Source organism: Methylophaga pinxianii, assembly GCF_020447225.1.
GTDB classification, from domain to species: domain Bacteria; phylum Pseudomonadota; class Gammaproteobacteria; order Nitrosococcales; family Methylophagaceae; genus Methylophaga; species Methylophaga pinxianii.
In genome coordinates, this window is the sequence record NZ_JAJAEO010000160.1 from 1 (window position 1) to 25,657 (window position 25,657).

Here is a 25,657-nt window from a genome sequence, read left to right on the forward strand (position 1 = left end):
TTTTTTTAGCCCTTCTTTAAATGCAGTCCAGTCTTTACCTTTTGTCAATTCCTGAGCTCGCTGGGATTTCGAAAACCGACTTTTAAGTTTCTCAAGCGATCTGATAGTGTCTGATGGTATGCCGGATGTATTGATCTTTAGTCCTTGGTCACGAAGTAGTCGTAATTGTTCGATTTCTTGACTCAACTCCTGAGAAAGAAAGTCTGCATCGCTCAGTAAGGGTGTTAGATTTCTGCTTTCAGATTTTCTATCATCTGACAAAGCCAGTTTGTTGGCCCTTTCAGATAGTTCTCTTAAATGTTCAATAAGGCTCATGAAACACCTTCCTGAGCTAAATAATTTAGGTCACGTTCAATTTCATCCATTCTTCGAGACAGTTTCTCTGCATCCAATTCAGGGGTAACACTTTGTAATTCACGCTCACGAACTTCGATCTCTTGTTCGATTGCTCCAGCAAAAGTTTCAATATCCTTTAAGAAGCTACCTGCTTGCTCAATAACTGAAATATTCAGCCCCCCCAGCCTCTTGAGTGTATCTTCAGCAGTCAGGTCGACTTCTTCTGAATGAAGAAGTGGCTCTACTAAATCCAATTGTTTTTTAAGATCAGAATTTCTAAATTGCTCCATAGATTTTTTAACTTCACCTCGTCTTAATTGACCCGGCCATACTCCTATAGGCTCTAGAGAATCCAGCATTTCACTTAAACTTGAGAGCAAAGCGTTCTTATCTAAGTCCTCACCCAAAAGTTCTGAAACTTGCGCAAATAGAACTTGTAACTTTTTGTGAAAATCTCTTACAGTCGGCGTTAAAAAGGTTGGCTTTAATTGAGAAAGGTGTTTTCTCTCTATTTCGTCAAATATTTTAGTCGGCTGAATTTCATCTGGAATGTTAATCAAGGTTGGATCTATAGCAAATAAAGTTCTGCCAGTATCCCCCTGATAACAGCCAACCCTTGCCCAGAGCTTATTCTGAAAGTTAGCTCTTAACTGATTAGCCTCTGCACGAAGATTATTCCAGCGTGATTCATCATTGGAATCTAAAATTAAATTTTCTGACTGATTTCTGATTGAATTGATACGTGTTTCGTATGAGGACATACGCTTTCTTTCTGTAGCACCGAGTATCAGAGCTTGTCTGTAAAGGATCCACGATAAAACTTTTACATCACTATCTCTCTCAGATTCAAGATCTCTAATAAATACCGACACAAGTCGTTGAATTAGGTTTGCTAACCTGGCACTGTCCTCTTCTGCCCCTAAGTAGTCTAAATCCCAATTAGCATTTTCCATTCTAATTGCACCTAGTAACGTTTGCTGCAAGTCGCCACTAGGGTCCTTGAAATCATCGGCTATTGGTAACTTGTACTTTGCTGCCGCATCATTCCCTTGAGCATTTGGTATCGTAAGAAGGATAGTAAATTCAAACTTACTGAGGCGTAAGCTATTCCAGGGAATAGCTTTTATTAAGAGGGGTCTTAAAATTTGCCTTAGCTTGTTTGCTTCCGTCTGTTGCAAAACACTTCCAGCAGACCATTCATGGAGAATCTTACGCCACTTTTCTATCTCAACTGAATCGATTAACTCAGATTCTGGTTTGGGGGCAACTACTGTGGTTGTTGGTTGTATTTCTTTTCTACGCTTTGGTATCTGCTTTCCAAATATCTCCGGTCTTTTAAGGCCAAAAGCTAAAAATAATTGTTCTGGTATTGCTGCAACCTGAACATCCGAAACCGGATCCCCACCCCAGTAATACAAAACGGCCTCATATCTTTGTTTTTCTGTTTCAGAAAATCCTGCATCAGTTAACCTACTCCTGATCTCTGCAGAAGCGTGTGCCTCCTCAAAGCCGGGAGAGGGAAATTTGCCTTGAATAAAATCGTCTCTTCCAGATAGCAATACATCTCTAATGATTGTGTTAATTACACGCCTAGGATTGAATCTCAGCTCACCGTCAATTTTAAGGTGTCTTTTAACTAAGCCCTCAACTGCCTCATGGTTGTATGGAAATAAGGAAATATCATTTTTAGTTGCTCCAAAACTTCCCAGTAAATCTGAGTCCTCTGGACTCAGATTTTCACAATAGTAATTATCTATCCAGTTCGTTAAATTAATGTCTTCACTAGAAGAATGTCGAACATATTTTTCTTTGAGTACATCCTCACCCCACCTGGCCGCATTAAGGTATGCGCCAACCAAATCTAGTGTTCGTTCAACGACTCTTTCTTCACCTTTTATGGGCTGGATTATCCATTCTTGCTTTGCCCTCGTGGCAATTGTTTCACGACCTACAAGATAACCATCAGTTAAAGCCAAGGCAGTTCGCATTGGGGCGCGAATTTTCTCACCATCGCGGTCAGCTTCTTGTATGCAAACATTGAGTAATGTTTGTTGAATACCGGATAAGGCGGCAAAGTCTTCCACAAGTAGAACTAATTCACGCTCTTGATGAAATAAAACTTCTCTAACCCTTAGGATGATCGATTCAAGTGTAATACCACCTGTTGCTTGTCCAATTTGGAATACCTGCTGGACAGCCTCATCTATTACATCATTTAGTACTTCTACCGCGATTTCTCTTCCATGACCATCTCCCGTGTTAAGGGCAGTCTGGTAATAGTATTGAACCTCTCTCGCGGCCTCGCCTAGCTTACCTCTGAGGCCATCAGGAATAATCAGATCATCAGCTTTGAATTGTGGTAAGAATTCATCGCCAAGGGATTGGTTATCAATTCCACCATTCACAGCCCTAGAAATTATTGGCCCCAGAACATTGGAAGTTATATGTTCGCGTATCGAGCTATCATTAAACAGACCAGGAAGACCTTCAGCATGCCTTGCTCTGGACAGTAGACGCTTTCTCTCATCACCTGATGAATTTTTGATTTCTTCAACAAGCTTTTTCTTGAGCCTCTTTAGTGAAATTTCCAGTGCACCTGAAAAACTAACTGCTGCCTCACCAGGGTTAACCTCAGCAATTGCCCTGTCCAATGAGGCACGAACCTCAGCAAACTTTGAATCATCTGCAAGCGGCTCAAGTATCAGACTCACCACATCCCTCAAACTTGCGTATTTGGGAATACGAAGTACATGCATGTGGTTGGATCTTGGATCCCTTCCAAGCTGTGCTGCGAGCCAACGTATCAAGTGTGACTTCCCAGAACCAGATGGCCCCATAATTGGCATTATGAGAGTCCCCTCTGGAAGGTCATTACTCAAAAAGGTATCGAGCAAGTCAACTTCAGAAGCCTCAGACTCTGCTTGACTGCCCTCTGCACGTCGAATCAATGAAGTAGGTTGATGAACTGCCAATAGAACTGCATCAGAGGCTGATTCAGCTTGTGTCTTAATACATCGGTTAATCTCATCGCGCTTTGGCCAATAATTGATTAACGGCATGTCTACACTCCCTTGCTGGCAACAACATGACTAAAGTTTGCCCATTCTCTACCACTCGCCCCTTGAAGGATTAATGAAGAGATTGAATCAGACCTAGCTTCTAACCTTATAGGCCCTCCAGGACGTGAAAGTCTCCAAATAGCCCTAGACAATGATGTGGATAATTGTTTTGAATTAGATGAATGCTGCCATTTAGCACTGTCTAGCCTGCTCTCCAAAGAAACCCTGTATTCACCGCCGTCTAAAACGGGTATACGCTCTTTTAATCTGCTTAAAAATTCATTGCATGGCAATTCCACATCTTTTCCAAAAAGTTCTGGTAACTCTTCTGCCACAGCCACTGTAGGATCGGGCCATCGTCTCTTGTCTTCTGACAAAAAACCTAAGTAAGAAGCCCAATGAAGAAAGCCATTCCATCTTGTATTATTTTGCAAGATTCTCTGATCAGTATCTCTGATCAATTGTTCCTCTAAATTCTGGACATCCGCATGATTATCAAATTTTGAGGCGTATATATCTTGTGACAAAATGAAAGCTAAAGCTCTCGTGAAATCAGCAGCCTTCGTTCCCTCGTTATCCCAAAAGTTTTCATTATTTGATGAACTGAATAAGATACGCCTGCACTTTTTAGTAAGCTGTTCTGGGTCTTTATCGTCTTTTTTTAGGCTTAACTCTCCGTCTTTAGACTCTATGAACAGTCCAAGCTGAGTCCAGCGAAATATAGTCTGTTTGATTTTTGTAACATCGCCCACGTCTGACGGTTTGCATAGCTCTACCAACTTATCTTTATGAATTGGCCCATGTATCGAAACCACTTTGTGAAGCACGATTAAAATATTATAGATGCCATCACTGGCAATATTTAGAATTGTCATTGTCTTACTTTCCGTAAAAATTCGTCCAGTTTGATGTAATTCATATCTGTATCACGCAGAAGTCGAGATGGATGTCGGGGGTCGAGAATATTTTCCGACATGAAAACAAGATGCAGTGGCAGGTCCATTAAAAAAAATGCATCAGGGATCCGACTTTCAGAATTAAGGTCAAGAACCGTAGCTCTTGGAACTGGGATTGTGCTGAGATTGCCCACCAGGTCCTCTAACTGATTCATCAATAGCAGACCTTTGGGTGCAAACTTATGTAGTTGATCAATTTTTGGTTCGGAATCTCTAAGTGTTCTTGGCAGAACTAACTCTTGCACACCAATAACTGATACTGATGCCTTCAAGGCATTAAAAATTTGAATACTGGATGTATCTGGTGGACACAGCACAGATACGAAAGAGGGGTCAAGATTTGGAAAAATGGCTTTCCACCCTGATAGGTTCGGAACCCTTGGTCTGGAAATCCCAACGCCAATGGGCGTTTGATATATCAAACTATCTTCATGCGGCCTTCCTTGACTTTGAGGGCAGCCTCGACATACTGGTGAGACAATTACATTGGTGTCTGAAAAAAGTCCTACTAACGTCTCAGACATCTCTTTTTTGCCTTCAAGCGATTCCATCATTTCTTGAAAAGCCTTTTTGGCAGGCACTATGGTTCGCTCGCGTTCAAGATTGAGTCGTTCCTCAAAAAATGTCCTGTCCATTAACTTTGGCTCAATAATTCGGACGTTAATTTGAGTAAATAATTTCTCATACTCCACATTAGATCTGGATTCGAAATCTTCTTCTGTTTCAGACTCTAATCGTTTAAGTGATATTGGCTTTACTGCCTCCAACTGTATCAAGTTGGCACGTGCAAGCATGATTAAGGTCCGCATATTCCATTCGCGATTATAATCAGAGTGTTGTAATAAACCTGCCGGTGGCCTTGTCAAATCGAGTATTCGAACATCGTCACTTTCTTGACTTTTTTCAGCATTGCGATACATCGAACTCCACCGCTCATATCCTTTTTCATCACCAATAAGCGTTGGCACGGTCATACCCTTAGCAGACTTTATGTCCTGAGAATCAAATATGGTCAGAGACAAGCAAGCGAGTCCATCTCGCCCCCCTCGGCCAACCTCCTGATAGAACCTATCTAACGTCTCTGGAACAGTCGCATGAATTACAGTGCGAACGTTGGCCTTGTCCATCCCAACACCAAAAGCAGATGTGGCAATAACCCCATCAATTTGATCATCTACCCAATCATTGATTATGCTCTCTCGCTCAATATCTGCTGTTCCTCCGTGGATGCAAGCTAAACGATTGAAACCAAGTTGGCGTAATCGTTGAAACCATCTCTTGGCATCAATAACTTTTGTTGTGTAAAGAATGAATGGTCTAGGAACAAAATTTATCAACTCCTCAATTCGTTGTTCTTTTTCCTGTTCATCTCTAGCTTCATAGCTTAAATATCGTGGCTCTGGGCGGAGGTGAATTGCTGAAACCATTTGAATTTTTTCAGGTGGTCCAAATAGTGACCTTAGTGTTTTTATAATTTGAGGACTGAATGTTGCAGATAACAAGACAGTTTTAAAACCAGTTGCTGGAGATGCTTTTAAAAGTCCATGTCTGAGCCCTGACAACTGCTGAAATGCGGGCCTAAATTCATCACCCCATTGTGCAATTAAATGAGCTTCATCAACCATAAAATATGAAATTAGCCCTTTCTCTGCAGCAGAATAAAGTGATGGGAGTAATGAACCACATATTGACTCTGGCGAGGCAAATAGTATTCCCTGAGAACCAGTTCTTATTCGTTGCTTGATTGACATTCGAACCGATTCATCTCTACTTGATAGCCAGGCAAGTTCATGAACCTGCCAGCCCTCATTTCTGTTCTTAAACAATTCTTGTGTACGTCTTTCAAGATCCAGTGCTAACGTATTAGTAGGAACAACAACCAGAGTTAATCCGGAATCAAAGCCCCAGAGAACAGTGGGTGCTTGTGCGAGTAATGTTTTTCCTGAGCCTGTAGGAAGATTGACAATCAATGTATCCTCGGAAGGCATCAGTAAAGTACTTATCACAGCTGCACGTTGACCAGGGCTCAGATAATTTCCAAAGCCAGTGGCTTCATCAAGGAACGGATCCATTGATACAAGCATCTCACGCCTAACATTGAATTCTCTGTGTTCATCATTAAAGACATCTACATCAAATGACTCCACATTGCCTAGCCAGCTTGGCTTCCAGGCTTTTACCTCAAGGTGAGCAGTAGTAGGCGATGATGCTACAACGGTGACGCCAAATTTTTCCCAGTCTGCTTTTTGAGGCCATCCTTCTAGGAGTGGTACAACCAGAATTTGATTCGAAGATTCTTTTGACATCAAAAACAGAAGTTGCCGTATGAGAACTATAGTATCTGGGTAACTTGTCAATCTCCCTATTCGACGATCAACCTCTAAGATTTGTTCTAAGCGTTTTAAAACATTATGAGTATCTTTACTAGGCTCGGGAAAATGAATATTTGGCCAATCGAGTAAAGCTCTCCTGAAAGAGGTAAGATTCGAATCCTCCACTTAAATCTCCGTGAACGGTTCTGAAGAAATGAATAACGCGGTGACAGTTGATAATGTGATTTTAGGACTCTGGACTGATTTATGTAGTGCTTCAGCAATTTTTCTCTCAGTTTGAATAATTGACATCAAATTATCGGAAGCCCCACCTTCAGAATATTCCAGCCTAGACTCAAGTTGGGAGAACATAATTTGGTCATTAATTGCGGCCTTTCTTACAGCTAGTTCACAAGTTTGGATTAAGTCAGTTTCATCAATTAAAATTGCCTGTGCTGCAACTCTTGCTTCAGCTACCCACTCATTCCAAACTTCCATGACTGATAAGTTCTTAGCTCTAAGTAACTGCCATCTTTCACTGTTGAGATTCCAATCTTTATAGCCAGTTTCGTTTGCTACTTTCTGATATGGCGCCTCTAACATCATTATCAGTTCATGATTATCAACAATTGACATTTGTTCATCCAACCAGACTCTTTTATAGAATGGGGGGAAAACCATATCACCTCGTCTAGATAAAGCCGGATGAAGTTCGCTTTTTGAAAAGTTTTCAAATCCATTGAGAACTGACTCGACATCTGCCTCAACGATAAAGTCAAAGCGAAGATATAAATCTGCTGGGCAGTTAGTGTGGGGTTTGTAATTTGAATTTTGACGCCATACAGCAGCAACTCTACCTCTATCATCGAGGTCAGTCAGGGCATCAATGCTGTCAACAAACTCATCCCCCCATCGAACTAAACGAACACCTTCTTCTGGTGAAGACTCACCTATTGCTGTTGTTCTTCGACATGTATACCAAACTGTTTTCAACAGTTTAGAGTTTGCTCCGGGAGCATCAACATCAAGAATTTGCAGCAGATCAATAAGTATTTTTTTTAAGGGAATGAGGCTTTCTCTGCCATGGTGCTTATACGAAAATGCTAGACGAAAACAATCAAATCCAAATTGGACATTGTTACCAGGAGTTTTAAGAGATTCCACTCCCGTATTTAGTATTTCTACAACCCACTCTTGGAGTGCATTTGAAATAGAACACCAATCACTATCTACATCAGTTAGAGCCTCGAATAACTCACTCTCGTCATCAATTGTCAGAGAATCGAGCGCGTCTTGCTCATCTATTCGTTTCAGTTCTTTTTCTGCGACCCCATCAGAACCACTGGTTTGCTCTTGTAACCAATTAAAAGCATCAATACCGTCAGTAAAGACTGTTTTTCTAAGGTTATTAATCTGTTCATCTACGACATATTGCAGACTTGCTACTGACCTTGAAAAAAGCTTGAGGCCATTTTCAAGATAATTGAGCCAGACATTGATATATGGGTCATCTTTACAAGAGAAAGCATATGACTTGATTGCATCCCCACTACCGTAGCGATCAACACGACCAATTCTTTGTTCTATACGATTTGGATCTAAAGGCAAGTCATAATGGATTATAACTTTAGACCCTCCTTGAAGGTTTAGACCTTCTTCTGATAGTGCGTCACATATGAGAACGTTATGAGATTCTTCAGTTAAAAATAACTCCCAAGCTTGGGTAAAATCATCATCGTCCAGGTCTTGATGCTGCGTGTGTCGGTCAACAGGGGATTTCAACTCACTCTCTAGGGCTGCTCTGATGCTGTTTGCCATATCGGCCGATGAACAAAAAATTACTACTTTCTTGTTCTCACTCAAAATCACTTCAACCAGTGAAACCAGAGTATTGAGTCGTTGATTTTCGTGTATTAATTTATCTGCAGCATCAATGATCCCTCGAAGTGCTGTTAACTCTGAATCATCTTCTTGATGAACTGAAGTATCCTCTATTCTTGCCTGAACAAGTCGCGTTATTAATCCAGCATCCGAGAAGTAAGCTTCCATGATTTCTGACAAAAATTTTGCTTTGGAATCTGTAACCTCATCTGAGGAACTGTACATGAAAACCTCAATTGAGTTTCTCCAATTCTCTATAGCTTGAATTAAATCAGTCTCGGCAGAAGAAGAATATTCAACACGAACCAAACCATCTCTCACAGGTGTTAGAAATGGTAAATCTCTTCGTCGATTCCGAAGAATTCTTCTGTCAAGTCTGTATGTCTCAGTTAAATGGGCCCTCAGCACTCTCAGTGCCTCGCAGTAGTCTGGATCCGATTTGTCGGGCAAATCTAGAACGATTTCTGAGAGATTCTTAGTATGCTGCTTTAGCAAACTGTCCTTAGGAAATCGCGTCTCTAGTAGGTCGATGAATTCCTCTATCATGAATAAATTTTCTGGAAGCAATCCAGCTACACACTCAGCGAGAATTTGTCTGTTCTGTATCCGTTCACGAAATGAATCTTCATCCTCTAGTTTGTAAACACGTGGATCCAGTAGATGAAGCATCTCGAGAAATCCACGCTCATTGTGCAGAACAGGTGTTGCAGACAAAAGTAGAAGTCTTGGTACTGAAATAACCGCTTCTCTTAGCTTTGAATAAAGTGATGGATCTTGACTAAGGTGATGTGCTTCATCAATGACAAGCATTTGAGCTTTTGTTATGGCTTCTAATAACTCATTAGGTTCAGCATCCATAGCTAAAACATTTACTGAATCATCAATGAAATGTTCCAATAAAAAACGTTTTCGGAGTTCTCTTCGCCACTGAACTACAAGTGTCCGTGGACAAATAACCAAGATGTTGTGTCCTCTGGGATCATCCAAAACAAATTGGCGGATCAGAACACCAGCTTCAATCGTCTTTCCAAGACCTACCTCATCAGCCAATAAATATCTTTGTATGGGATCCTGTAGGACTCTTTTCACAACCTCATACTGGTGTTGCTCAAGATCAATAATTGAAGAGATTAGAGCAGACATTCCTGTACATGCTGCTCTTTGTCTAATCATGGAACCTTTGAAAGCCGCTCTGGCTTCTGAAAATTGGGGAGATTCATTGATCTGAGCCGAAAGGAACGCACTGGGTTCCTCAATTGCCCTGTCCCATCGAACTTCAACCTCTACTAGATTTAAGGCAATATCAACAAAATTCGCGAACCTAATTAAGGCTCGGGAATCATCCGCATCGAGTACTCTGCCAACTCTCCAGGTATTTTCTTTTAGATCAAGCCAATAGACACGAGTTTGTCGCTCAAGAAGAACTGGCTTTAAATATTCGAGTTCAATTGACTCAATAAAGTTTTCTGTTACAGGTGAATCAAACCAAGAAATCGTTGCCAAGCCATCGTCAACATCAATGATTTTTCCTACTCCAAGTTTTGATAGTGCATGGCCATTCACTTTGGCAAATCCATTCACTTTAGGAATCTCCATTTATGAAGTTGATTCAGGTTTAAATTTGATATACACATATCCAGTTAAACACAATCGCTAAATTTTTTTGTATCCGTCTGTGCAAAGTTTTTATTAGCAGCACTATTGGCTACATGAAAATTAGTCTGCCACTAATCTTCGGTAATAGGCCCATTCTGATATGACCAGAATGGTTCAAACACAAACGGGTTATGCAAAAGTATGCGTATCGGGACCGTGTATTGCTGCCAGACTAAAGTTTGTAGTTGTTTCACAGAATCAAATTGCAGTAAGTTGCCGATAAATTCTAGAAATTGTTTTTGCTCGGAAAACAAGCGGCGCTGTGCATATTTAATGGCATAAGGAGCATTAAAAGCAATCGACAGAAAGATGAATTGCGCGTCTGGATCATTCTTTTCAGCTTCGGCATATTTTAACCAGCTGAGCGCCCGATGCACTCGGAGATTCAAGTTCACCGGAAAATGCTCACGATGTTGGCGGGGAACTGATTTGAGATTTTCGAATGTATACATGAGGTCCCTCTCAGTCTAGATATTGTGATTTTTATCACACTTGAACCTTTTTTGAACCCCTGACTGTTTCGAATTAAATACAACAGCTCACCTACAGGTCTGATTTCCAAAAGAATCCGTATTGCATCTAGTCACATTTCCCTGGCTATCCCGATAGGTTTTATTACCAAAAGAGTCGGTAGTGCCGCGAATGATGTTGCCAGTATTATCACGGTACGTTTCATTGCCAAAACTATCAGTGCGTCCCCGCCAGGTGTTGCCTTGGTTATCCCGGTAGGATTTGTTGCCAAACGAATCCGCGCGGCCTCTATACGTATTACCGTTGTTGTCCCGCCAGGTCTCATTACCAAAGCTATCTGTACGACCTCTCAATATGGTGCCATCCGATGAGCGGCATGTGGTGTTGTTAAAACTGTCGGTATTACACCTAGTTTGTGCTGACACATCCAGTGCACTTATCGAGAATAGTGATAAAGCCAATAGCGGGCAAACGTAAAGTAACGTCGCGACTTTAATTCTCAACATAAGGAAAACCTACAAGCTCAGTATTTAAAGTTAAAATTAATGAAAGTGTATGTCCCTTTTCGGCTAACCGTTTTGCTGTCAAGCCGGCCGTCAAAGTTTGAGCTTGAAACCATACTTTTTAACTGCTTATCATTGAGGTGGCTGACCTCTGCAGACTTTAAAATTAGGCTATGCGCTGTGATGCCATCCCAGCGCCACTTTTGCAGTATTGCTTGATAGCCATTTATTTCGACGTCTGCTTGCGACAATATTTTCGTATCGGGATCAACTGGCAGATCATTAAAATCAGACATACGAACTAACCTGTTCTCTGGAATCATCAGTGGAATTTAATCTGCTTAGGTCAAAATCTTCATGTGTGGCCACAATCTGCCCGGATGGTGTTATTTCCAACGCGACACTTTTATCGAAGACAAAGAAATAACGTCGAATATAGCGGTCAGCTAACTGGCCATGTGTTATTTGCATGTGGCTCTGGATCTGTTCAAAAATCTGACACAGCTGTTCACTTATTCGCAGCAGCTGAAACTGTGGTGGAAAATGTAAATAATGTTGCGCGTTATCACCCGCTGTAAGCCTCAGACCAGTATCGACATAAAGGTATGGACTGAAACTGTCAAAAAGCTGGACTTTATTGCTCGAAGCCTGCTGCATAACTGAACTCCCTTTATTCTGTGAGTATCAGTATTTATTGTAGGTGCGACAAATAATGTCGTATAAAATTATTCTGACAATCTTTTCAACGCAATCTTTGTTTGCGCCAAAACTTCTGCTCTCAACCAATCCGGTGATTGGATTGTGATGTGGGCTGCCTGTGCCAGTAACCACCAGCGTAAATCTTTAGAATCGGCAAGCGTCACTCTTAGCGTAAAGCCTTTATCAGTCTCTTCAATGATTTCCTGGTTTTGTCCAATCGGCGATGCGAGTAAATGACTTAACTCGGGCTTATCACATTGCAAAACTAGCTCTACAGGCTTGTCTGAGTGCAAGACATGCATCTCCCCCTGAGAAATAAAATCATCAAGGTTAAAGCCCGCAGGGACATCAACTAATTCCGGTAACACTTTAACCTGTTGCATACGATGAAGTGGCAGTTGTCTGACGTTATCACGTCCATCAATTAACGCGATTAAGTAAGTATTCGGCTCTCTGAATACCAGTCCTAATGGGTTTAATGTAATGGTCTCAGGCGCTGGCCATCGCCTTGCCTGATAGACCATTTCACATTTCTGATTATTTAGTAATGCTTGGGTAACAGCTTCAAGAATAGCGGCATCTAGTATTGGTCGTTGGCTTTCAAGGCCTCTGGCAATAACCCGGATTTTTTCCGGCCAGTGTGCAAGTGCACTACCATTACGTTTAAGGACTGTTTGCGCCTCTTTGAAATGCGGCTCGATGTGAGACAAAACTTTGGGTGGCAATACCGGTGTCAAGTAGGCTCTTGCCAGTTCAAAAGTGACTGCTGCCGGCATATCGAGCATCGGAAATATCTGTGCAGCTGCTTGGGCGTCAAATGACCAGGCATAGGGTTTGACCGACTCATCGGCAATTAATGGGAAAAATGCCGAGAGCTTTTCTAGATCACGTTGGATACTGCGAACATTTATATCAAAGCCCTGATCAGCTAATGCTGCCTGCAAAGCGGTTGTTGAAATGCTACGTGGATGACGCGGGATCAATTGCAGCATGCTGATATATCGAATAGCGGTATCAGCCATGACACCCTCCTTGGTTAATTTTTAGGTCGACGTTGTGTGATGGGCTTATCGTAATATTGCCAATCAATTTGTTCGCTTTCACCCTTCACTTCTTTTAATCGCCGCTCGCTGATACTTACACCAAACACTGCTCTATGCGCTTTCTCCATGGTGTCATGCAGCTCATCTTCCTCAGCTAGCGCCAAACGAGTACCGGCCAGCATAAATCCTTCAATTCGGTTTTTTAATACAGCATTTTTACGCTCATGCAGCTTTAAATCTTCGTAAAACTGTTTGAGAAGCTTTGTGAGTTCTGCCTGAAAACGTTCACGCATAACGTCACTGGCTAAGTCGTTATCACCCATGCTCACGTCCTCAATTACTGGTTTTTGGAAAAATACTATCGCGTTACGACACCCTTTGTCGCGTCAAGCACGAGAATGGTATTGGGGATAGCAAATATTTAATGCTATTTAACCATTTTTGACTCTCATAACTCCGATAAGGAAATCATATGAAAAAAACACTTCTGGCATTTTTTACATTAACTTTAGTAAGTGGCTGTGCAACCTTAACCAACGATCCAACCGTACCGGTTGCTATGTCTTTTAGTGATGGGAGTAATGGCCGTTGCACCCTCGAAAACAAACGGGGCATGTGGGACATTAATATGCCGTCCACCACACAAATACGTCGATCAGATGATGCATTGAAATATCGCTGCGAAACCGAAGACGGTCGTTTTGCTAATGGTGCTATTGATAGCACGATGGGCGGCAAAATTGTTGCCAGTGCTGTTTTCCTGGATTTGGGTATTGTCGATGCCATTACTGACAAACACCGTGAATATCCGGCAAGCTTTGTGGTGCCCATTGCCAAGGTAAACCAATAAGCGGTGATTGATAAACAAGGTACAACAAATATTGCTGCACCTTGTTTATTCTTGCCGTAAGTAATCTGGATCCCCTAGTCAGGGGAACCATCCCATGGGATCTAGAAAATGAATCTCAATCAACTTGATAAATTTCGTGGTTGTCTCATTGGTGGTGCCGTTGGAGATGCATTGGGCGGTGCTGTTGAGTTCAAAACGAGACAAGACATTATTAGTGCTCTTGGTGAACCTGGTATCACTGATTATGCATATGCCTATGGCGGCCTTGGCAAAATAACTGACGATACCCAAATGACGTTATTCACCGCTGAAGGACTTTTAGCTGGGCAAATTCATACTATTCAATCCGGTAACGATAATTTAACGCTAGCCATTGGGCGAGCTTATCAACGGTGGCTTCTAACACAAAAGATTTCTAGTGCGATCACTATGGATGCACACGATAACGAAAACCCAAGCTGGTTGATGCAACAGCAAGACTTGCATCATCGTCGTGCCCCCGGAAACACTTGTCTTTCTGCATTGATTGCTATGCAGTCCTTCGATATGCCAGCAAACAACGACAGCAAAGGTTGTGGCGGCGTTATGCGTGCCGCACCAGTGGGTTTATTCGCTTACAATCATGCTGGTATGAATAATAAAGACACCTTTGAGCTGGGCAATAATTGTGCTGCATTAACGCATGGTCACCCAACAGGGATCCTGACCGCTGGATTCCTGGCATTGCTGATTAAGCTTTTGTTAGACGGTCAATCACTTGAGGCAGCTATTCAAAAAAGTTGTGATTACCTTATTGCTTTTGACGAACATGAAGAAACATTAACCGCTGCCGAAGCAGCTATTGGGTTGGCACAAGAAACACATACGATAATTGAGGCCATAGAAATGCTAGGCGAAGGCTGGATCGCAGAAGAAGCTTTAGCGATAGCACTTTATTGCTGCTTAAAAGCCACAACATTTGAAGAAGCCATCATCATGGCTGTAAATCATGATGGCGACTCTGACTCAACAGGTGCCATTACCGGCAATATTATGGGAGCCATTCATGGCTTAGCAGTTATACCGAAACGATGGCTTGATAGCCTAGAGCTTCGGGATGTCATCGATATGATGTCAACAGATCTGTTTGAATATCCGAGCTGGCCAGAAAACATATTACATCTACAAAGTCCCCTGGCCCTCAAATATCCACTATGAACTTTATGATTTCAGCAGTGCTAGAAACACGACAAACAGTTGGCAACATAATATCTTTCCCGTAGATATAGGCTAAATGCTAAGTCCTTAACTTAGCCAATGAGGAAAGATCAACTTGGAATGGCTCTGGACCTTTAGGGATGCCGATACCATTTTTGAGAAACCTGCCAGAAAAAACCTGTGCAAAAATAGCATTTGAAAGCGGCCCTTGTGGCTTTTTCCCAAACGTTTTAATGAACTGACGCTGGTATTCATTGCCGATATACTTAGCTAGTGTATAGAGGGCAACTGTCCGGGCGATTGATTCTGTTAGCGGCTCGTCGCCATTAATAATGTTTGTATAGAAAAGCCCGCTAATACCAATAATACGTGCTGCTTCTCTATAAGATAGGCTGTGATGTTTTTGCCACGCAAATAAATCGTGACGATCAATTGAGATTGTCATAGTGCATTACTCCTTTAGCGATATTTATTAAGCGCCTGCAAGTAGATAGATAAATCGGCGCAGTTCAATTGTATTTAAACTAATACTCAAAAGCAATGAAGTGTGATTTTAAACTTCGGCCGAGCATAATATTTCGGCTTTTTTCTGTTCTTAGCCTGGAGAGTTTTGGGACTTCGTTTTGCGACTGGCCGTGAAATACATAATAAATTCCAAGCAGCGAAGGTCTGTAAATTTAGCCGCTTGTTGATATTGGTAAGGCAATAACTTCAACAGGCAAAATCGAATATCCGCTATAGCTTGCTGACACTCGCTATCATCGCTGAGCATTCCGAGTATTTGGTGGTACTGCAAGTAACGGTCTAACTGACTCAGCTTATTACTGTGCATCGTGGCTTCAGGGTAGAAATATTTAAACACTTGGCTATCCCATATGGCATATCGATGCGGCCTAGCAAAATGTAACAACTTGGACGCACCAACCAGGCTGTTGTTGGTGGCTGGAATGAGTGCTAGTAAAAGGCTTTGTGTTTTGAGGTCTTTCTTATGTAAATCAAAGCCATCAACAATCAACTGCTGAAAAGCCTCAAAAGCGCGCTGAGGGTCGCCATGCATATCGTTGATAGTGGGCATCCAACCGTAGGTAAATTGGACTGCGATTATAAAGTCATCAAGCGTGAGCGGCTGTTTTTCCTCAAAGAAACGTAAAAATGCTTGATAACTGATGTGTAACCCAGGCTTGTCGTGAAAGGCTCTTTCGTCAACTTTATTTGCAAATTCGCTGGCATCACTTATCAGACGGTCACGCAGTGCAACAGCGGAACTGCCGTTCAATAAACACCTTTCTAATCTTACTTTCTTTTCAGACATAGTCTGCGTTTCCGGACAAAAAGAGTTAGTAGATTAAGACTGCATCAAAGCAGCCACTAAGTTTATCTTGGCCATCTGTTCAACATGATTAACACTTGCATGAGTCAGTGTTGGGCTTGCTACAACAATGGCCAGACATTGCGCTCTTGAAACAGCAACATTCAGACGGTTTTTATCAAATATGAAGTCGAGACCTCTTGGTGAGTCATCAGCCTGGCTGCTGCACATACTGATTATTACAATAGGTGCTTCCTGTCCTTGAAACTTATCAACGCTGCCCACTTTAGCGTTTGGCCCCAGTGCTTTTCTAAGCAGGCTAACCTGATGGTTATAAGGGGCGACATAGAGAATGTCAGCGTCAGTAATAGCCCTCACTGAATCAGGCTCGTCTGTCAGAAATCTGCCTAATAATTCACGTCGTATTTCAGTGATTTTTTCGACCTCTTCCTCTGCCGATTGGGTATTACCCTCATGAGGCACTGGAACAAAGATTATTCCAGCAGATTTATTCAAAGCGCCCTCATAGTCTGCCGGCACTAGTACCTGCCGGCTTGAAGTAATCGCCGCAGCTTCTAATTTCCCCTCATAGATATGCTCACTGATAAATTGATTTACCGCAGGATGCATACGAAAAGTCGTTCCTAAAAAAATGCCTTTATCTGCGGGTATGGTCGGCGTCTCATGCAAAAGATAATCAAGAATAGACATGCCGCTATCTGCCGGATGGGTCGCTTGCGTAGGCTGGCCAAGTTGCATCTGATCGCCCATTAAGATGAGATTTCGTGCACTTCTACTCATGGCAATCAGGTTTGCAACGGATACCTGGCCAGCCTCATCAATAAAGAGATAATCAAACTGTCCCTCAAAATCATCACGGCTAAATCCCCATGCCGTGGTGCCAATTAAACAGGGACTATTAATTTGTTCAGCAAGCTTAGCGTTGTCTATTACTTGCACACCTAGCGCATCAAGTAATTTTTCTTCGCCTTCAGCCTTACTGCAAGCAAAAGTCGCTGAAATTTTCTGGGTTTGGCAAACTTTGGCGGCGCCTTTTAGTAGGTTCAGAATTGCTTTATGGCTGTTACTGCATATGCCAATGCGACAGCCTTTCTCCAGCAGACTCGCAATAATTCTTGCTCCCGTGAAAGACTTGCCAGTGCCGGGCGGCCCTTGAATGACCAGATAACTGTTATCAAGGTCATGAACGATTTGGATGATTTCGCTAAGACGCGCCTCCGGCGTCGTGCTTTTGATAATGGGCCCGTCAATAACAGGCTTGAAACGTGGTTTCTCACGTTTTAAAAACGCCATGATGGCCTGATACGGCGATACTTGATGCTGAGCAATGTCTTTAATGACTTTTTGCAAAGCTCGCTCAATAACACCTGCCGGGACGATTTCATCTGGTATGAGGTTCATCGTTGCAGGCAGGTCGTCAGATTTTAATTGCAAGCTGATGGTGCCCTCACCTGCTTCAGAATGATCCAATACCGCTTTAACGCGTAGTGCCATTCCCTTATCATCGTGCATACCTTGGACAAAGTATTGGCTGGCAAGACCTTTAAGTGGCTGCTCGGTATCGAAATTAAACGGATAAGCGAGGATCCGGGCTTTTGGAGTAGGTTTGAAGGGTTCATCTGCAGAGCGCTGACATAAGGCGATACAATCAGCATCATCGAAGAGCGCCTCATCATTTTGACTGAGCCTATCAAACATCCGCCAGTAAACCGGTTTGTTTTCGCGTCGATGAAACTCTAGCCACCAGGCGAGGTTTTCAAAAAATTGTGCATCCGGTGCTGATTCACTTTTAAGTTTTTCTGCTTGTGCCAGCAAGGTGTTACGCAGTTTTTCGACCTCTAGTTTTGATTCATCAGGCGTTTTTTCTTCACGGTCCTTAGGCGCGAGGTATTCAATGTTATTGTCTGTTTGAAGTGTTCTGAGCCAAGCCACCAATTCTTGCGTCGAATCACAATCATCGATGTTGTAATCACGAATGGCTGTTAAAACCTCACTGTCTTGCCACCGGCCAGTTTCTTCTCCTGCCAAAAACAGGTTTCGCCATTCGTCATAGACGACGACTGACTCACCACCGTTACCGACATCGGTTTCGCGTTTGCCACGATAGAGATGTTCGACATTTTTAATCGAATAACGCGGTTCTCCAAGCAAAATCGCGCCTTTGACGACTTTATACAAATCAACGAACACTTCGTTACGAAGTAATTCGTCTACTTCATGTTCACAAACGCCATAACGCCCCATGAGTTTGCGGCAAGCCGTGATTTCATAACTTGCGTAATGATAGATATGCATACCCGGATCAGCCTGCCAACGCTCATAGACCCAATTTATAAAGGCCATTAGAGCCGCTTTTTCTGATGTAGCATTATGTGCCCAGAAATCTCTGAAAACACGTTTGCCTTTGTCAAAGTATGTAGCGCCCCATAAGTATTCGAGGCCACCGGCGATTAACGGATAGCCTTCAATATCGAAAAACACATCATTGTCTGAGTGTGGCGGTAATAACGTTAAACCTTTTCGAGCCGCTTTATGATGCTCAAGCAAACGATAGGCAGGTTTATATTGGCCTCTACTTTCTATCTGGATCGCAGCCTGGCCTATCAAGCGTTTTAGAACGTCAGGTGAAATTCCTTTAACGTATGTCAATTCGCTTTCTGCAAGCGCTTTCATGGTGATGATGCCCGCTGCATTGAGCTTTTTTATTTGTGCCCGGGTGATGGTGGCTACCTGAAATAGATGATCTTGTTCGAGCAAAATGCTCTCAGCATATTGTGACCAGTTGCCCCATGATTTCGAGTCCGCCGGATCGGGTAGTTGACTGTGATCAAACGCCTCGTGAAACGCCAAAAACCGCTGTTTTAAGTTGCTATAAAAGGCGAAGTGTTCACGTGTCACCAGAGGCATTTTTTTGCCATCGCCCAGCACAATGGTGAGCTTTTCTGGCAGCACACCCTGAAGGTTGGCGAGCATTTCAGCATAACAACATAGTTGAATTGGGTACGTTGGCTTGAGTGAGCGTGAGAGTTTGGTGTCCCAGATCTCATAATAAAAGTCACCTAATTGACTTACCCCAGGCACCTTGATGAGAAAATCCGTGAATCCGGCAAATGCCCCAAGTTCAAGTTTTGCCTGGGCAATGACATCAAAACCTGCCTGCATGGCAGACAAAGTCTCTTCAATCGTGCTACCCCGCGCCATTCGTTTTAATGTGAGACCAGCTGTTTCAAAAGCTTTCTCAGTCGCATCCTCATGGGCATAGCCTTTTTCAGCAAGCTTTTGTAATAGCGGATCTTTAGGATCTCTTTGGGGTGCAGCTTCCGGGCTTTCGAGACTCAGCCTGTCCATCCATGAGGCAAACGGACTTTCCTGAAAAATGGTTAAATCGGTTGGTGAGAAAATCAACTGATTTGCAATAGTCTGCATGGGTGTCCCTCCCCTTGGGATCTACGTTAAGCACAATCTAACGCACTAAGACGACATTCAATGTCGCTATCAGCTTGTAACCTTGGCAATATATCACCAGAAGGAGACAAGGATGACATTTGACTGGCAAACCATCAGTGCGTGTCTTTATGAACTCGATCCGATGCAAACATCTTGTCAGGAAAACGACTGCATTGATGAATATCATTTCGTTGCTAAACATATTGTGAAAAATATCGAGCAAGGTTTAATGCCATCGCGTGCGATTTACTTATCAGTGATGCAATTATTCGATGAGGAAATGGCAAAGTCAGTTGATGTCGATGAACTGGCCAGAATCATTCGTTCAAAAGGTTGTTCTGCAAATGTATGACTTGATTGGTGATATTCACGGCTATGCTCAGCCACTAAGAAAGCTCTTGATCAAGCTTGGCTATACTGAAAACGGTGATGACTTCTCACATCCTGAGCGGAAAGTGATTTTTCTGGGCGATTTTATTGACCGAGGTCCCAATCAAGTCGAGGTCTGCGCCATTGCCAGAACAATGATCGAGCATGATCATGCATACAGCATCATGGGCAACCATGAATTTAATGCTGTTGCTTATGCAACGAAAGATCCATCAAACAACGATACTTATCTGAGGCCTCACAATGAGAAGACCTACCTACAGCATAAGGCATTTCTTGACGAAGTTTATGAATACTCAGCGCTGCATAATGAACTTATCAACTGGTTTAAGGACATTGCCACTTTATCTAGACCTATCCTGACCTTTCCCCCAAATTTAAGACCCTGACATTGATGGGACTTCCAATAAATGGTAGGCCTCAATTTTAGAACCACTCGGTGAATGAATTGAGCTATTCAAGTTTGAATGGACACCACAAACTACAAAGGTCCAAGCTATTTAAAACCAGATTAGGTCAATGAAAACTCATTTCCCTTGAAAATTTTCAGAATCGAAATCGCGCGGTTATTTCCAAAAAATCCATGTCTTTGCTGTCACCGGTCTGGCGAATAAAAGGACCCGGCTGGAGGTGCGTGTATATGACAGTAAAATCTAGGTGGTTTATAGGCGCCCAGGCAAGTTCGAACGAAAGTCCTGTGGCGACATATCGGGCGTTACTGTCGCCCGGCCCACGAATGATTTGACCTGAAGGACTATATACACCGTCGTTCCTTTCGAGCCGCCAGTAAAAATTAACATCTGTGTTGAGGGATAATTTGTCTGTTAATTGTAGGTTCAAGTGTGGGTTAAAATTAAAAAAATTGCGTGGACCTAAAACAGCCGCTTGACTGAAATAATTGCCACGAGGAAACAGCGGGTTGAAGGTCTGAAGGGTTGAATCAGTGGGATCTTTATCACCACTTGCAATGTTTGCCCGAAGTCCCACACGTGGTTGGAGAGGCGCGGTTGAAAAGGTAAAACCCGTGTCGCTGGCAAGCGTCCAGGCGTTGATTTTATCATCACCAAATGACCCGAACTGGTACACGGTTTCCCAGTTCCAATCCCAGCCTCTCGCGGCACCCCATAATCGCATACCGACCGTGTGCCGGGTTTCTTTATTGACACCCTGTACAAAACTGCCAATATCATCTCGAAAGCCAAGGTAGTAGAAATCGGCGCTGCCTTCAGGCAAAAAGTCTGGCCGCCCAACAGTGTAGAGACCCCACATGCTCTCATCGTGATTGGTTTCATCATCGAATACCCCTGCTTTATCGCGCCTTGGCCGAACAGCAACAGCACTGACATCCCAATTTAGGAAGTTCGAAAGTCCTCGAAAACCATCGAAGGTTCTGCGAACATTAGTACCCTCACGTACATCCACGAGACGGCCTGATCCAAACTCAATTTCCTGGCGGCCGGCACGAATGGTTAGATCAGTACTTTCGTTTAGCCCAAAAGAAAAGTCGGCAAAGGCATTCTGAAGATCCAGCCTGTTTTCATCGACTGGACTTGGTCCATTAGCTCGGCCTTCCGACAGCGCACTCGTCAACTCACCAAACAAACGCAGATGTCTTCCAAGTTGCATATCGGCATGCAGATTGACTCGCTGGAGCCAGACGCCGTCTTCATCTTGCGTAACATCACCGAATACTGGATCGTTTGTATATTCGTAACGTTCGCGAATAGAACCGCCAATATTAAGGTAGTTTTCCCTGTTGCTCGTTAATGGGATGTGCTTAATTGTGTAGAACAGGCTTGATGGTCTGACGGGGGCGTTTCGATAATTATAGCTTTCATCAAAACGGAATTTTTCGAAGCTGGGTCGTGAGTATTCCATGGCGGACGCATGCAACGAAATTGATGTAAAAACTACCGCTGACACGATCGTCCGCAACATGATCATTACACGAGTTCAAACAAAAGTACTTCTGCGTGACTATCGGTATCTAGTTCCAATTCTCGCTCACTGGTAATGGCAGCACTATCTCCTTCGCAAAGTTCTTTGCCATTGAGTCGAACAATTCCTCGAGCAACATGCAGCCAAGCCCGATAGTCATTCGTAACCTCATGCCTAAGAGATTCGCCTTGTGCTATCTGACCGGCGTATAGCCTTACGTCTTGGTGGATGATTACGGCACCATCAGTGCCAAAACGCTCACCCATAAGCCGCAACCGACCTTGCCGCTCCGCTTGCGGAAAGCGTTTCTGTTCATAACTGGGTTCAATGCCCTGAGAGTCAGGGATGATCCATAGCTGGAGAAAATGCACGGGCTCGCTTTTCGAGGCATTGAATTCACTGTGGCGGATACCAGTGCCCGCAGACATACGTTGCACGTCACCAGGAGCAATGACGGAGCCGTTGCCAAGGGTGTCGTTATGTTCAAGTGCTCCCTCCAACACATAGGTGATGATTTCCATATCACGATGACTATGCTGACCAAAGCCACCGCCAGGTGCAACACGATCGTCATTAATGACTCGTAAAGCACCGAATCCCATATATTTCTGGTCATGAAAGCCGCCAAATGAAAATGTGTGACGACTGTCGAGCCAGCTAATCTTCGTATGTCCTCGACGTTCACGGTCTCTGATGACAATCATTCAATCTTTTCCTTTTTAATTCAATCATGACGCCCTCTTAATCTTAAGGGGGTCAAACCATACTTCAGGAAAATTATTCAGGATTTAACCTTCTGCCAAAACTAACGCCGTAACTTGCCGGGCGAGCTAAAAGAATAGGATCTTCTGTTGGGCTAATGCCTTCCGGAATAGCAAGAGGATTAAACATATTGGCTTTTTCATAACTTGGACCATCCGCCATGATCTCAGTAAGCGTTAATGTTCCAAGCTGAACCATTTTTCGTTCTGCTGGCCAGACAATTGTGGGATCTGTAATCGCATCGCCTGCTTCAGCGATTTGCAAGGCGATCGTAAATTTAGCCTCACCGGCATCCTTTAATCTCACTGGCAACTCATCCAATAGATAATTATTGGCAGCTTTTTCTCTCTCTTCATCTGAAAGATATTCCGGACCATTCAACGGAGTTATGAGATAGCGGCCATAAACTGTATTGCCCTGTTCATTTTCAAATTCAAAGGCATTAATGCCATGGAATTTTTCCGTGGCGTAACTCACAGGCGCGGGTTTGGGTAATTGCACAAACGTCAGCGTTTCGGGATGCGCTTCAAGAAAAGCTTCAATGGGTGTCGGTTTAGCTTTTGAATTGGCAGAATCTTTAATTGCTGTTAATAATCCAAGAAAATCTTCAGGTGTCTTGACCGGGAACCGATCTACCGAAATCACCACAATATCGGTGTACTCTTCTTCAGGCAGCATAAACCTGATGGCCATACCTTTGGGAAAGCCATCCGGGCTGGTATCAGCTATATCCGGCACGCCGCTGGCATTAGAAAATCGTACGACTATATCTGATTTAGGAATATTAAAATGCGGCGCATAAGTAATTTCAGCGGCCTCTTTTGAAGCTTCAAAATACCCTGTTACCATTAGGCCTTTGGCGTGATTAGAACGCATGCCTGCATGGGGTCCACCGGCAAGTTCAGAGAGTGTATCAACCAGCCTTTCAGTTACCGGTAGTTCCTCAGCGCTAAGGGTAAAAGAGGACGTAACGGCTATTAATAATCCAATATTGAGAATAATTTTTTTCATGACATATCCTTAATAAATATTTAATGAAAAATTTGTGGCATTTGATACATCTTTGTACCAGCTAAAAATTATTTTTAATTCGAACCTCCTCTGGTTGTCTCCCTCACACCCAATCAGGAGTGGAGTCACCGCCAGGCAATAAATAGAACCGATATCGAGGATAATGTTATCCAATCTGTTCGCTTTGAACCGGCGCGCTCACCGGCGCAACATTGGGCTCTGGTGCGAGGAAATGTGTTACGAGCGGTGCACTGTCACCTACATGCAAGGCGAGAACCCTTTTCTGAATGTCACGGTCAGACACTGACACACGTTCGTGGTGACGCAAATGGCCAACCCAGGAATCTTCAGTGAAATACTCCAGATACCGGCCTGGCTCTGCCACGTCCTCAAATAATCCCCAACTGTATGCACCGTTGCGCTTTCGCATGGTCTTTAGCTCGTTCATTAAGGTGATAAAGACGGCTCTCGATTTGAGGTCTATCCGATATTCGACGGTCACAAGAACTGGGCCGCGATCCGGTTCGATCTCACCCGAAACAATCGGTTCTGGCCAGTGTGATGAAGGTGATAAGTCCAGATCCATGCCCAGTTGCAGCTTGGCAGGCCAGGATATAAATGCGCCGATAAGGGCCCCAGCAGCGGCCATTTGCAAAGTTATTGAAATACCAAGCATGGAAGCTGCTTGCCCCCATAGAATGCTGCCAAGCGTCATCGCCCCGAAGAAAACCGTGATGAAAATCGACAAGCCACGGGCTCGGACCCAATCAGGCAATGCAACTTGTGCTGAGACGTTAAGGCTCGAGAGCACAGCGATCCATGAGGCACCCGCAACAAAGCTTGCTACTATCGCCACCGCTGATTGCTTGAAAAGTGCGAATACAATGAGGACTAATGCGGTACCGACAGTGCCAGTAGCAACCAAAGCGTCGGCTCCGAGATGGCCCTTGAGCTTTTGCAAAAGCAGTGCTCCACCAACAGCACCAAGCCCAACTGCCCCCAACATAATCCCATAAAGTTCAGGCCCACCCCCAAGCTCCTGTCGCGCGATGAGCGGCAGTAAGGACCAGTAGGCACTGGCAAAAAGGAAAAATGCAACGGCCCGAATGAGTGTGGAACGTAATGGGCCACTTGATCGGGCGTAACGAAGGCCTGCACCCATTGCAGTCCAAAATCGCTCTGCAGCAAGATGACTCACCTTTTTGGGTGGGGGGCGCCACCAGAGAAGTGCCACAATCACGACGACAAAACTTAGTGCATTTAACAAGTATGGCCAGGCTATTCCAGCACTTACAATAATAATCCCAGCAAGTGCTGGCCCGATGGCGCGGCTAATATTGATACCTACGCTATTCAGCGTCACAGCAGGTTGAAGCGCGTCACGGGGCACCAGCTGTGGCACGATGGCCTGCCACGCAGGAGCGACAAAAGCAGCCCCAGCGCCCGAAATGAAAGTGAAGGCAAGCAAAGTCCACGCACTAATTTGCTCAAATAGAACCAACATGCCAAGCAAAAGTGTCGAGATTGCTAAGATTGCCATCACTACAATGAGCAAGCGGCGACGGTCAACTAGATCCGCTATAGCGCCTGCCGGTAATGCAAACAAAAACACGGGTAAGGTCGTTGCAGCCTGAACTAACGCTACCATCAATGGTGATGGAGACAAGGATGTCATCAACCACCCGGAGGCGACGTCGTGCATCCAGGTTCCAACATTTGAAATAACGGTGGCTGTCCAAAGAACCACAAATGAAATATGCGCAAACGGTGCCCACGATGAGACCTGACTCTTTGGTTTCACGACTTTCATCGTAAT

General features: G+C 43.6%; 22 protein-coding genes. 4 read left to right on the plus strand and 18 right to left on the minus strand.

The annotated features are described in order from the left end of the window. The 11 genes from LGT40_RS05690 to LGT40_RS05740 all read right to left on the minus strand — a co-directional run. The coding region (locus LGT40_RS05690) for a hypothetical protein (RefSeq protein ID WP_226343171.1) at positions 1-315 on the minus strand (315 nt) is incomplete at its 3' end. Continuing rightward, entirely contained in the window at positions 312-3,395 is a 3,084-nt protein-coding gene (gene dpdH / locus LGT40_RS05695; RefSeq protein WP_226071945.1) for a protein DpdH, read from the minus strand. The genes LGT40_RS05690 and dpdH, both read right to left, overlap by 4 nt. Before the next feature lie 2 nt (positions 3,396-3,397). Then, the gene (gene dpdG, locus LGT40_RS05700) at positions 3,398-4,270 is read right to left on the minus strand and encodes a protein DpdG (RefSeq protein ID WP_226071948.1); all 873 of its coding nucleotides are present in this window, start codon (positions 4,268-4,270) and stop codon (positions 3,398-3,400) included. Beyond that, positions 4,267-6,849 carry a protein DpdF gene (dpdF, locus tag LGT40_RS05705; protein WP_226071952.1) on the minus strand — a complete coding sequence of 861 codons (2,583 nt, stop codon included), beginning with the start codon at positions 6,847-6,849 and terminating at the stop codon, positions 4,267-4,269. Before dpdF ends, dpdG begins: the two co-directional genes overlap by 4 nt. Further along, positions 6,850-10,125, minus strand: coding sequence for a protein DpdE (dpdE, locus tag LGT40_RS05710; protein ID WP_226071957.1), 3,276 nt, complete (start codon positions 10,123-10,125; stop codon positions 6,850-6,852). A gap of 146 nt (positions 10,126-10,271) precedes the next feature. Continuing rightward, positions 10,272-10,652: a hypothetical protein gene (locus tag LGT40_RS05715; RefSeq protein WP_226071964.1), complete on the minus strand. Its 381-nt coding sequence runs from the start codon at positions 10,650-10,652 to the stop codon at positions 10,272-10,274. A gap of 87 nt (positions 10,653-10,739) precedes the next feature. Beyond that, positions 10,740-11,177, minus strand: a complete 438-nt coding sequence (locus tag LGT40_RS05720) for a hypothetical protein (protein ID WP_226071970.1) — start codon at positions 11,175-11,177, stop codon at positions 10,740-10,742. Positions 11,178-11,194: 17 nt separating this feature from the next. Continuing rightward, the gene (locus LGT40_RS05725; RefSeq protein WP_226071976.1) at positions 11,195-11,470 is read right to left on the minus strand and encodes a hypothetical protein; all 276 of its coding nucleotides are present in this window, start codon (positions 11,468-11,470) and stop codon (positions 11,195-11,197) included. Beyond that, a complete protein-coding gene (locus LGT40_RS05730; protein ID WP_226071985.1) occupies positions 11,463-11,831 on the minus strand; it encodes a hypothetical protein in 369 nt (122 codons plus the stop codon). The genes LGT40_RS05725 and LGT40_RS05730 overlap by 8 nt, the downstream gene beginning before the upstream one ends. A 68-nt stretch (positions 11,832-11,899) precedes the next feature. Next, the gene (locus LGT40_RS05735; protein WP_226071994.1) at positions 11,900-12,895 is read right to left on the minus strand and encodes a helix-turn-helix transcriptional regulator; all 996 of its coding nucleotides are present in this window, start codon (positions 12,893-12,895) and stop codon (positions 11,900-11,902) included. A 14-nt stretch (positions 12,896-12,909) separates the two neighbouring features. After that, positions 12,910-13,239 carry a hypothetical protein gene (locus LGT40_RS05740; RefSeq protein ID WP_226071999.1) on the minus strand — a complete coding sequence of 110 codons (330 nt, stop codon included), beginning with the start codon at positions 13,237-13,239 and terminating at the stop codon, positions 12,910-12,912. Between the two features lie 149 nt (positions 13,240-13,388). Between LGT40_RS05740 and LGT40_RS05745 the strand changes: the two genes are divergently transcribed. After that, positions 13,389-13,766, plus strand: a complete 378-nt coding sequence (locus LGT40_RS05745) for a hypothetical protein (RefSeq protein WP_226072005.1) — start codon at positions 13,389-13,391, stop codon at positions 13,764-13,766. 108 nt (positions 13,767-13,874) lie between these two features. Continuing rightward, positions 13,875-14,963 (plus strand): ADP-ribosylglycohydrolase family protein, encoded by a 1,089-nt coding sequence (locus LGT40_RS05750; RefSeq protein WP_226072022.1) that lies wholly within the window; start codon positions 13,875-13,877, stop codon positions 14,961-14,963. A gap of 79 nt (positions 14,964-15,042) precedes the next feature. Here the strand turns inward: LGT40_RS05750 and LGT40_RS05755 are convergent, their stop codons facing one another. The 3 genes from LGT40_RS05755 to LGT40_RS05765 all read right to left on the minus strand — a co-directional run bounded on the left by LGT40_RS05755 (position 15,043) and on the right by LGT40_RS05765 (position 19,719). Beyond that, a complete protein-coding gene (locus LGT40_RS05755; protein ID WP_226072024.1) occupies positions 15,043-15,408 on the minus strand; it encodes a hypothetical protein in 366 nt (121 codons plus the stop codon). Between the two features lie 150 nt (positions 15,409-15,558). Continuing rightward, on the minus strand, positions 15,559-16,275 hold the full coding sequence (locus LGT40_RS05760) for a hypothetical protein (protein WP_226072028.1): 717 nt from the start codon (positions 16,273-16,275) through the stop codon (positions 15,559-15,561). 33 nt (positions 16,276-16,308) lie between these two features. Continuing rightward, positions 16,309-19,719 (minus strand): TM0106 family RecB-like putative nuclease, encoded by a 3,411-nt coding sequence (locus LGT40_RS05765; RefSeq protein WP_226072037.1) that lies wholly within the window; start codon positions 19,717-19,719, stop codon positions 16,309-16,311. Between the two features lie 112 nt (positions 19,720-19,831). Between LGT40_RS05765 and LGT40_RS05770 the strand changes: the two genes are divergently transcribed. Then, on the plus strand, positions 19,832-20,092 hold the full coding sequence (locus tag LGT40_RS05770) for a hypothetical protein (RefSeq protein WP_226072052.1): 261 nt from the start codon (positions 19,832-19,834) through the stop codon (positions 20,090-20,092). Further along, positions 20,085-20,519: a metallophosphoesterase gene (locus tag LGT40_RS05775; RefSeq protein ID WP_226072056.1), complete on the plus strand. Its 435-nt coding sequence runs from the start codon at positions 20,085-20,087 to the stop codon at positions 20,517-20,519. The genes LGT40_RS05770 and LGT40_RS05775 overlap by 8 nt, the downstream gene beginning before the upstream one ends. 157 nt (positions 20,520-20,676) lie before the next feature. On the opposite strand, the gene LGT40_RS05780 is transcribed toward LGT40_RS05775, so the two are convergent. From LGT40_RS05780 to LGT40_RS05795, 4 genes are all read right to left on the minus strand, one after another. Beyond that, positions 20,677-22,008 (minus strand): alginate export family protein, encoded by a 1,332-nt coding sequence (locus LGT40_RS05780; RefSeq protein ID WP_226072064.1) that lies wholly within the window; start codon positions 22,006-22,008, stop codon positions 20,677-20,679. A 65-nt stretch (positions 22,009-22,073) separates the two neighbouring features. Continuing rightward, positions 22,074-22,772: a pirin family protein gene (locus tag LGT40_RS05785; protein ID WP_226072066.1), complete on the minus strand. Its 699-nt coding sequence runs from the start codon at positions 22,770-22,772 to the stop codon at positions 22,074-22,076. Between the two features lie 73 nt (positions 22,773-22,845). Next, positions 22,846-23,841: a catalase family peroxidase gene (locus LGT40_RS05790; RefSeq protein ID WP_226072069.1), complete on the minus strand. Its 996-nt coding sequence runs from the start codon at positions 23,839-23,841 to the stop codon at positions 22,846-22,848. A 166-nt stretch (positions 23,842-24,007) separates the two neighbouring features. Further along, complete coding sequence (locus tag LGT40_RS05795; RefSeq protein ID WP_226072071.1) at positions 24,008-25,651, minus strand: MFS transporter; 1,644 nt, start codon at positions 25,649-25,651, stop codon at positions 24,008-24,010. Between the last annotated feature and the right edge of the window lie 6 nt (positions 25,652-25,657).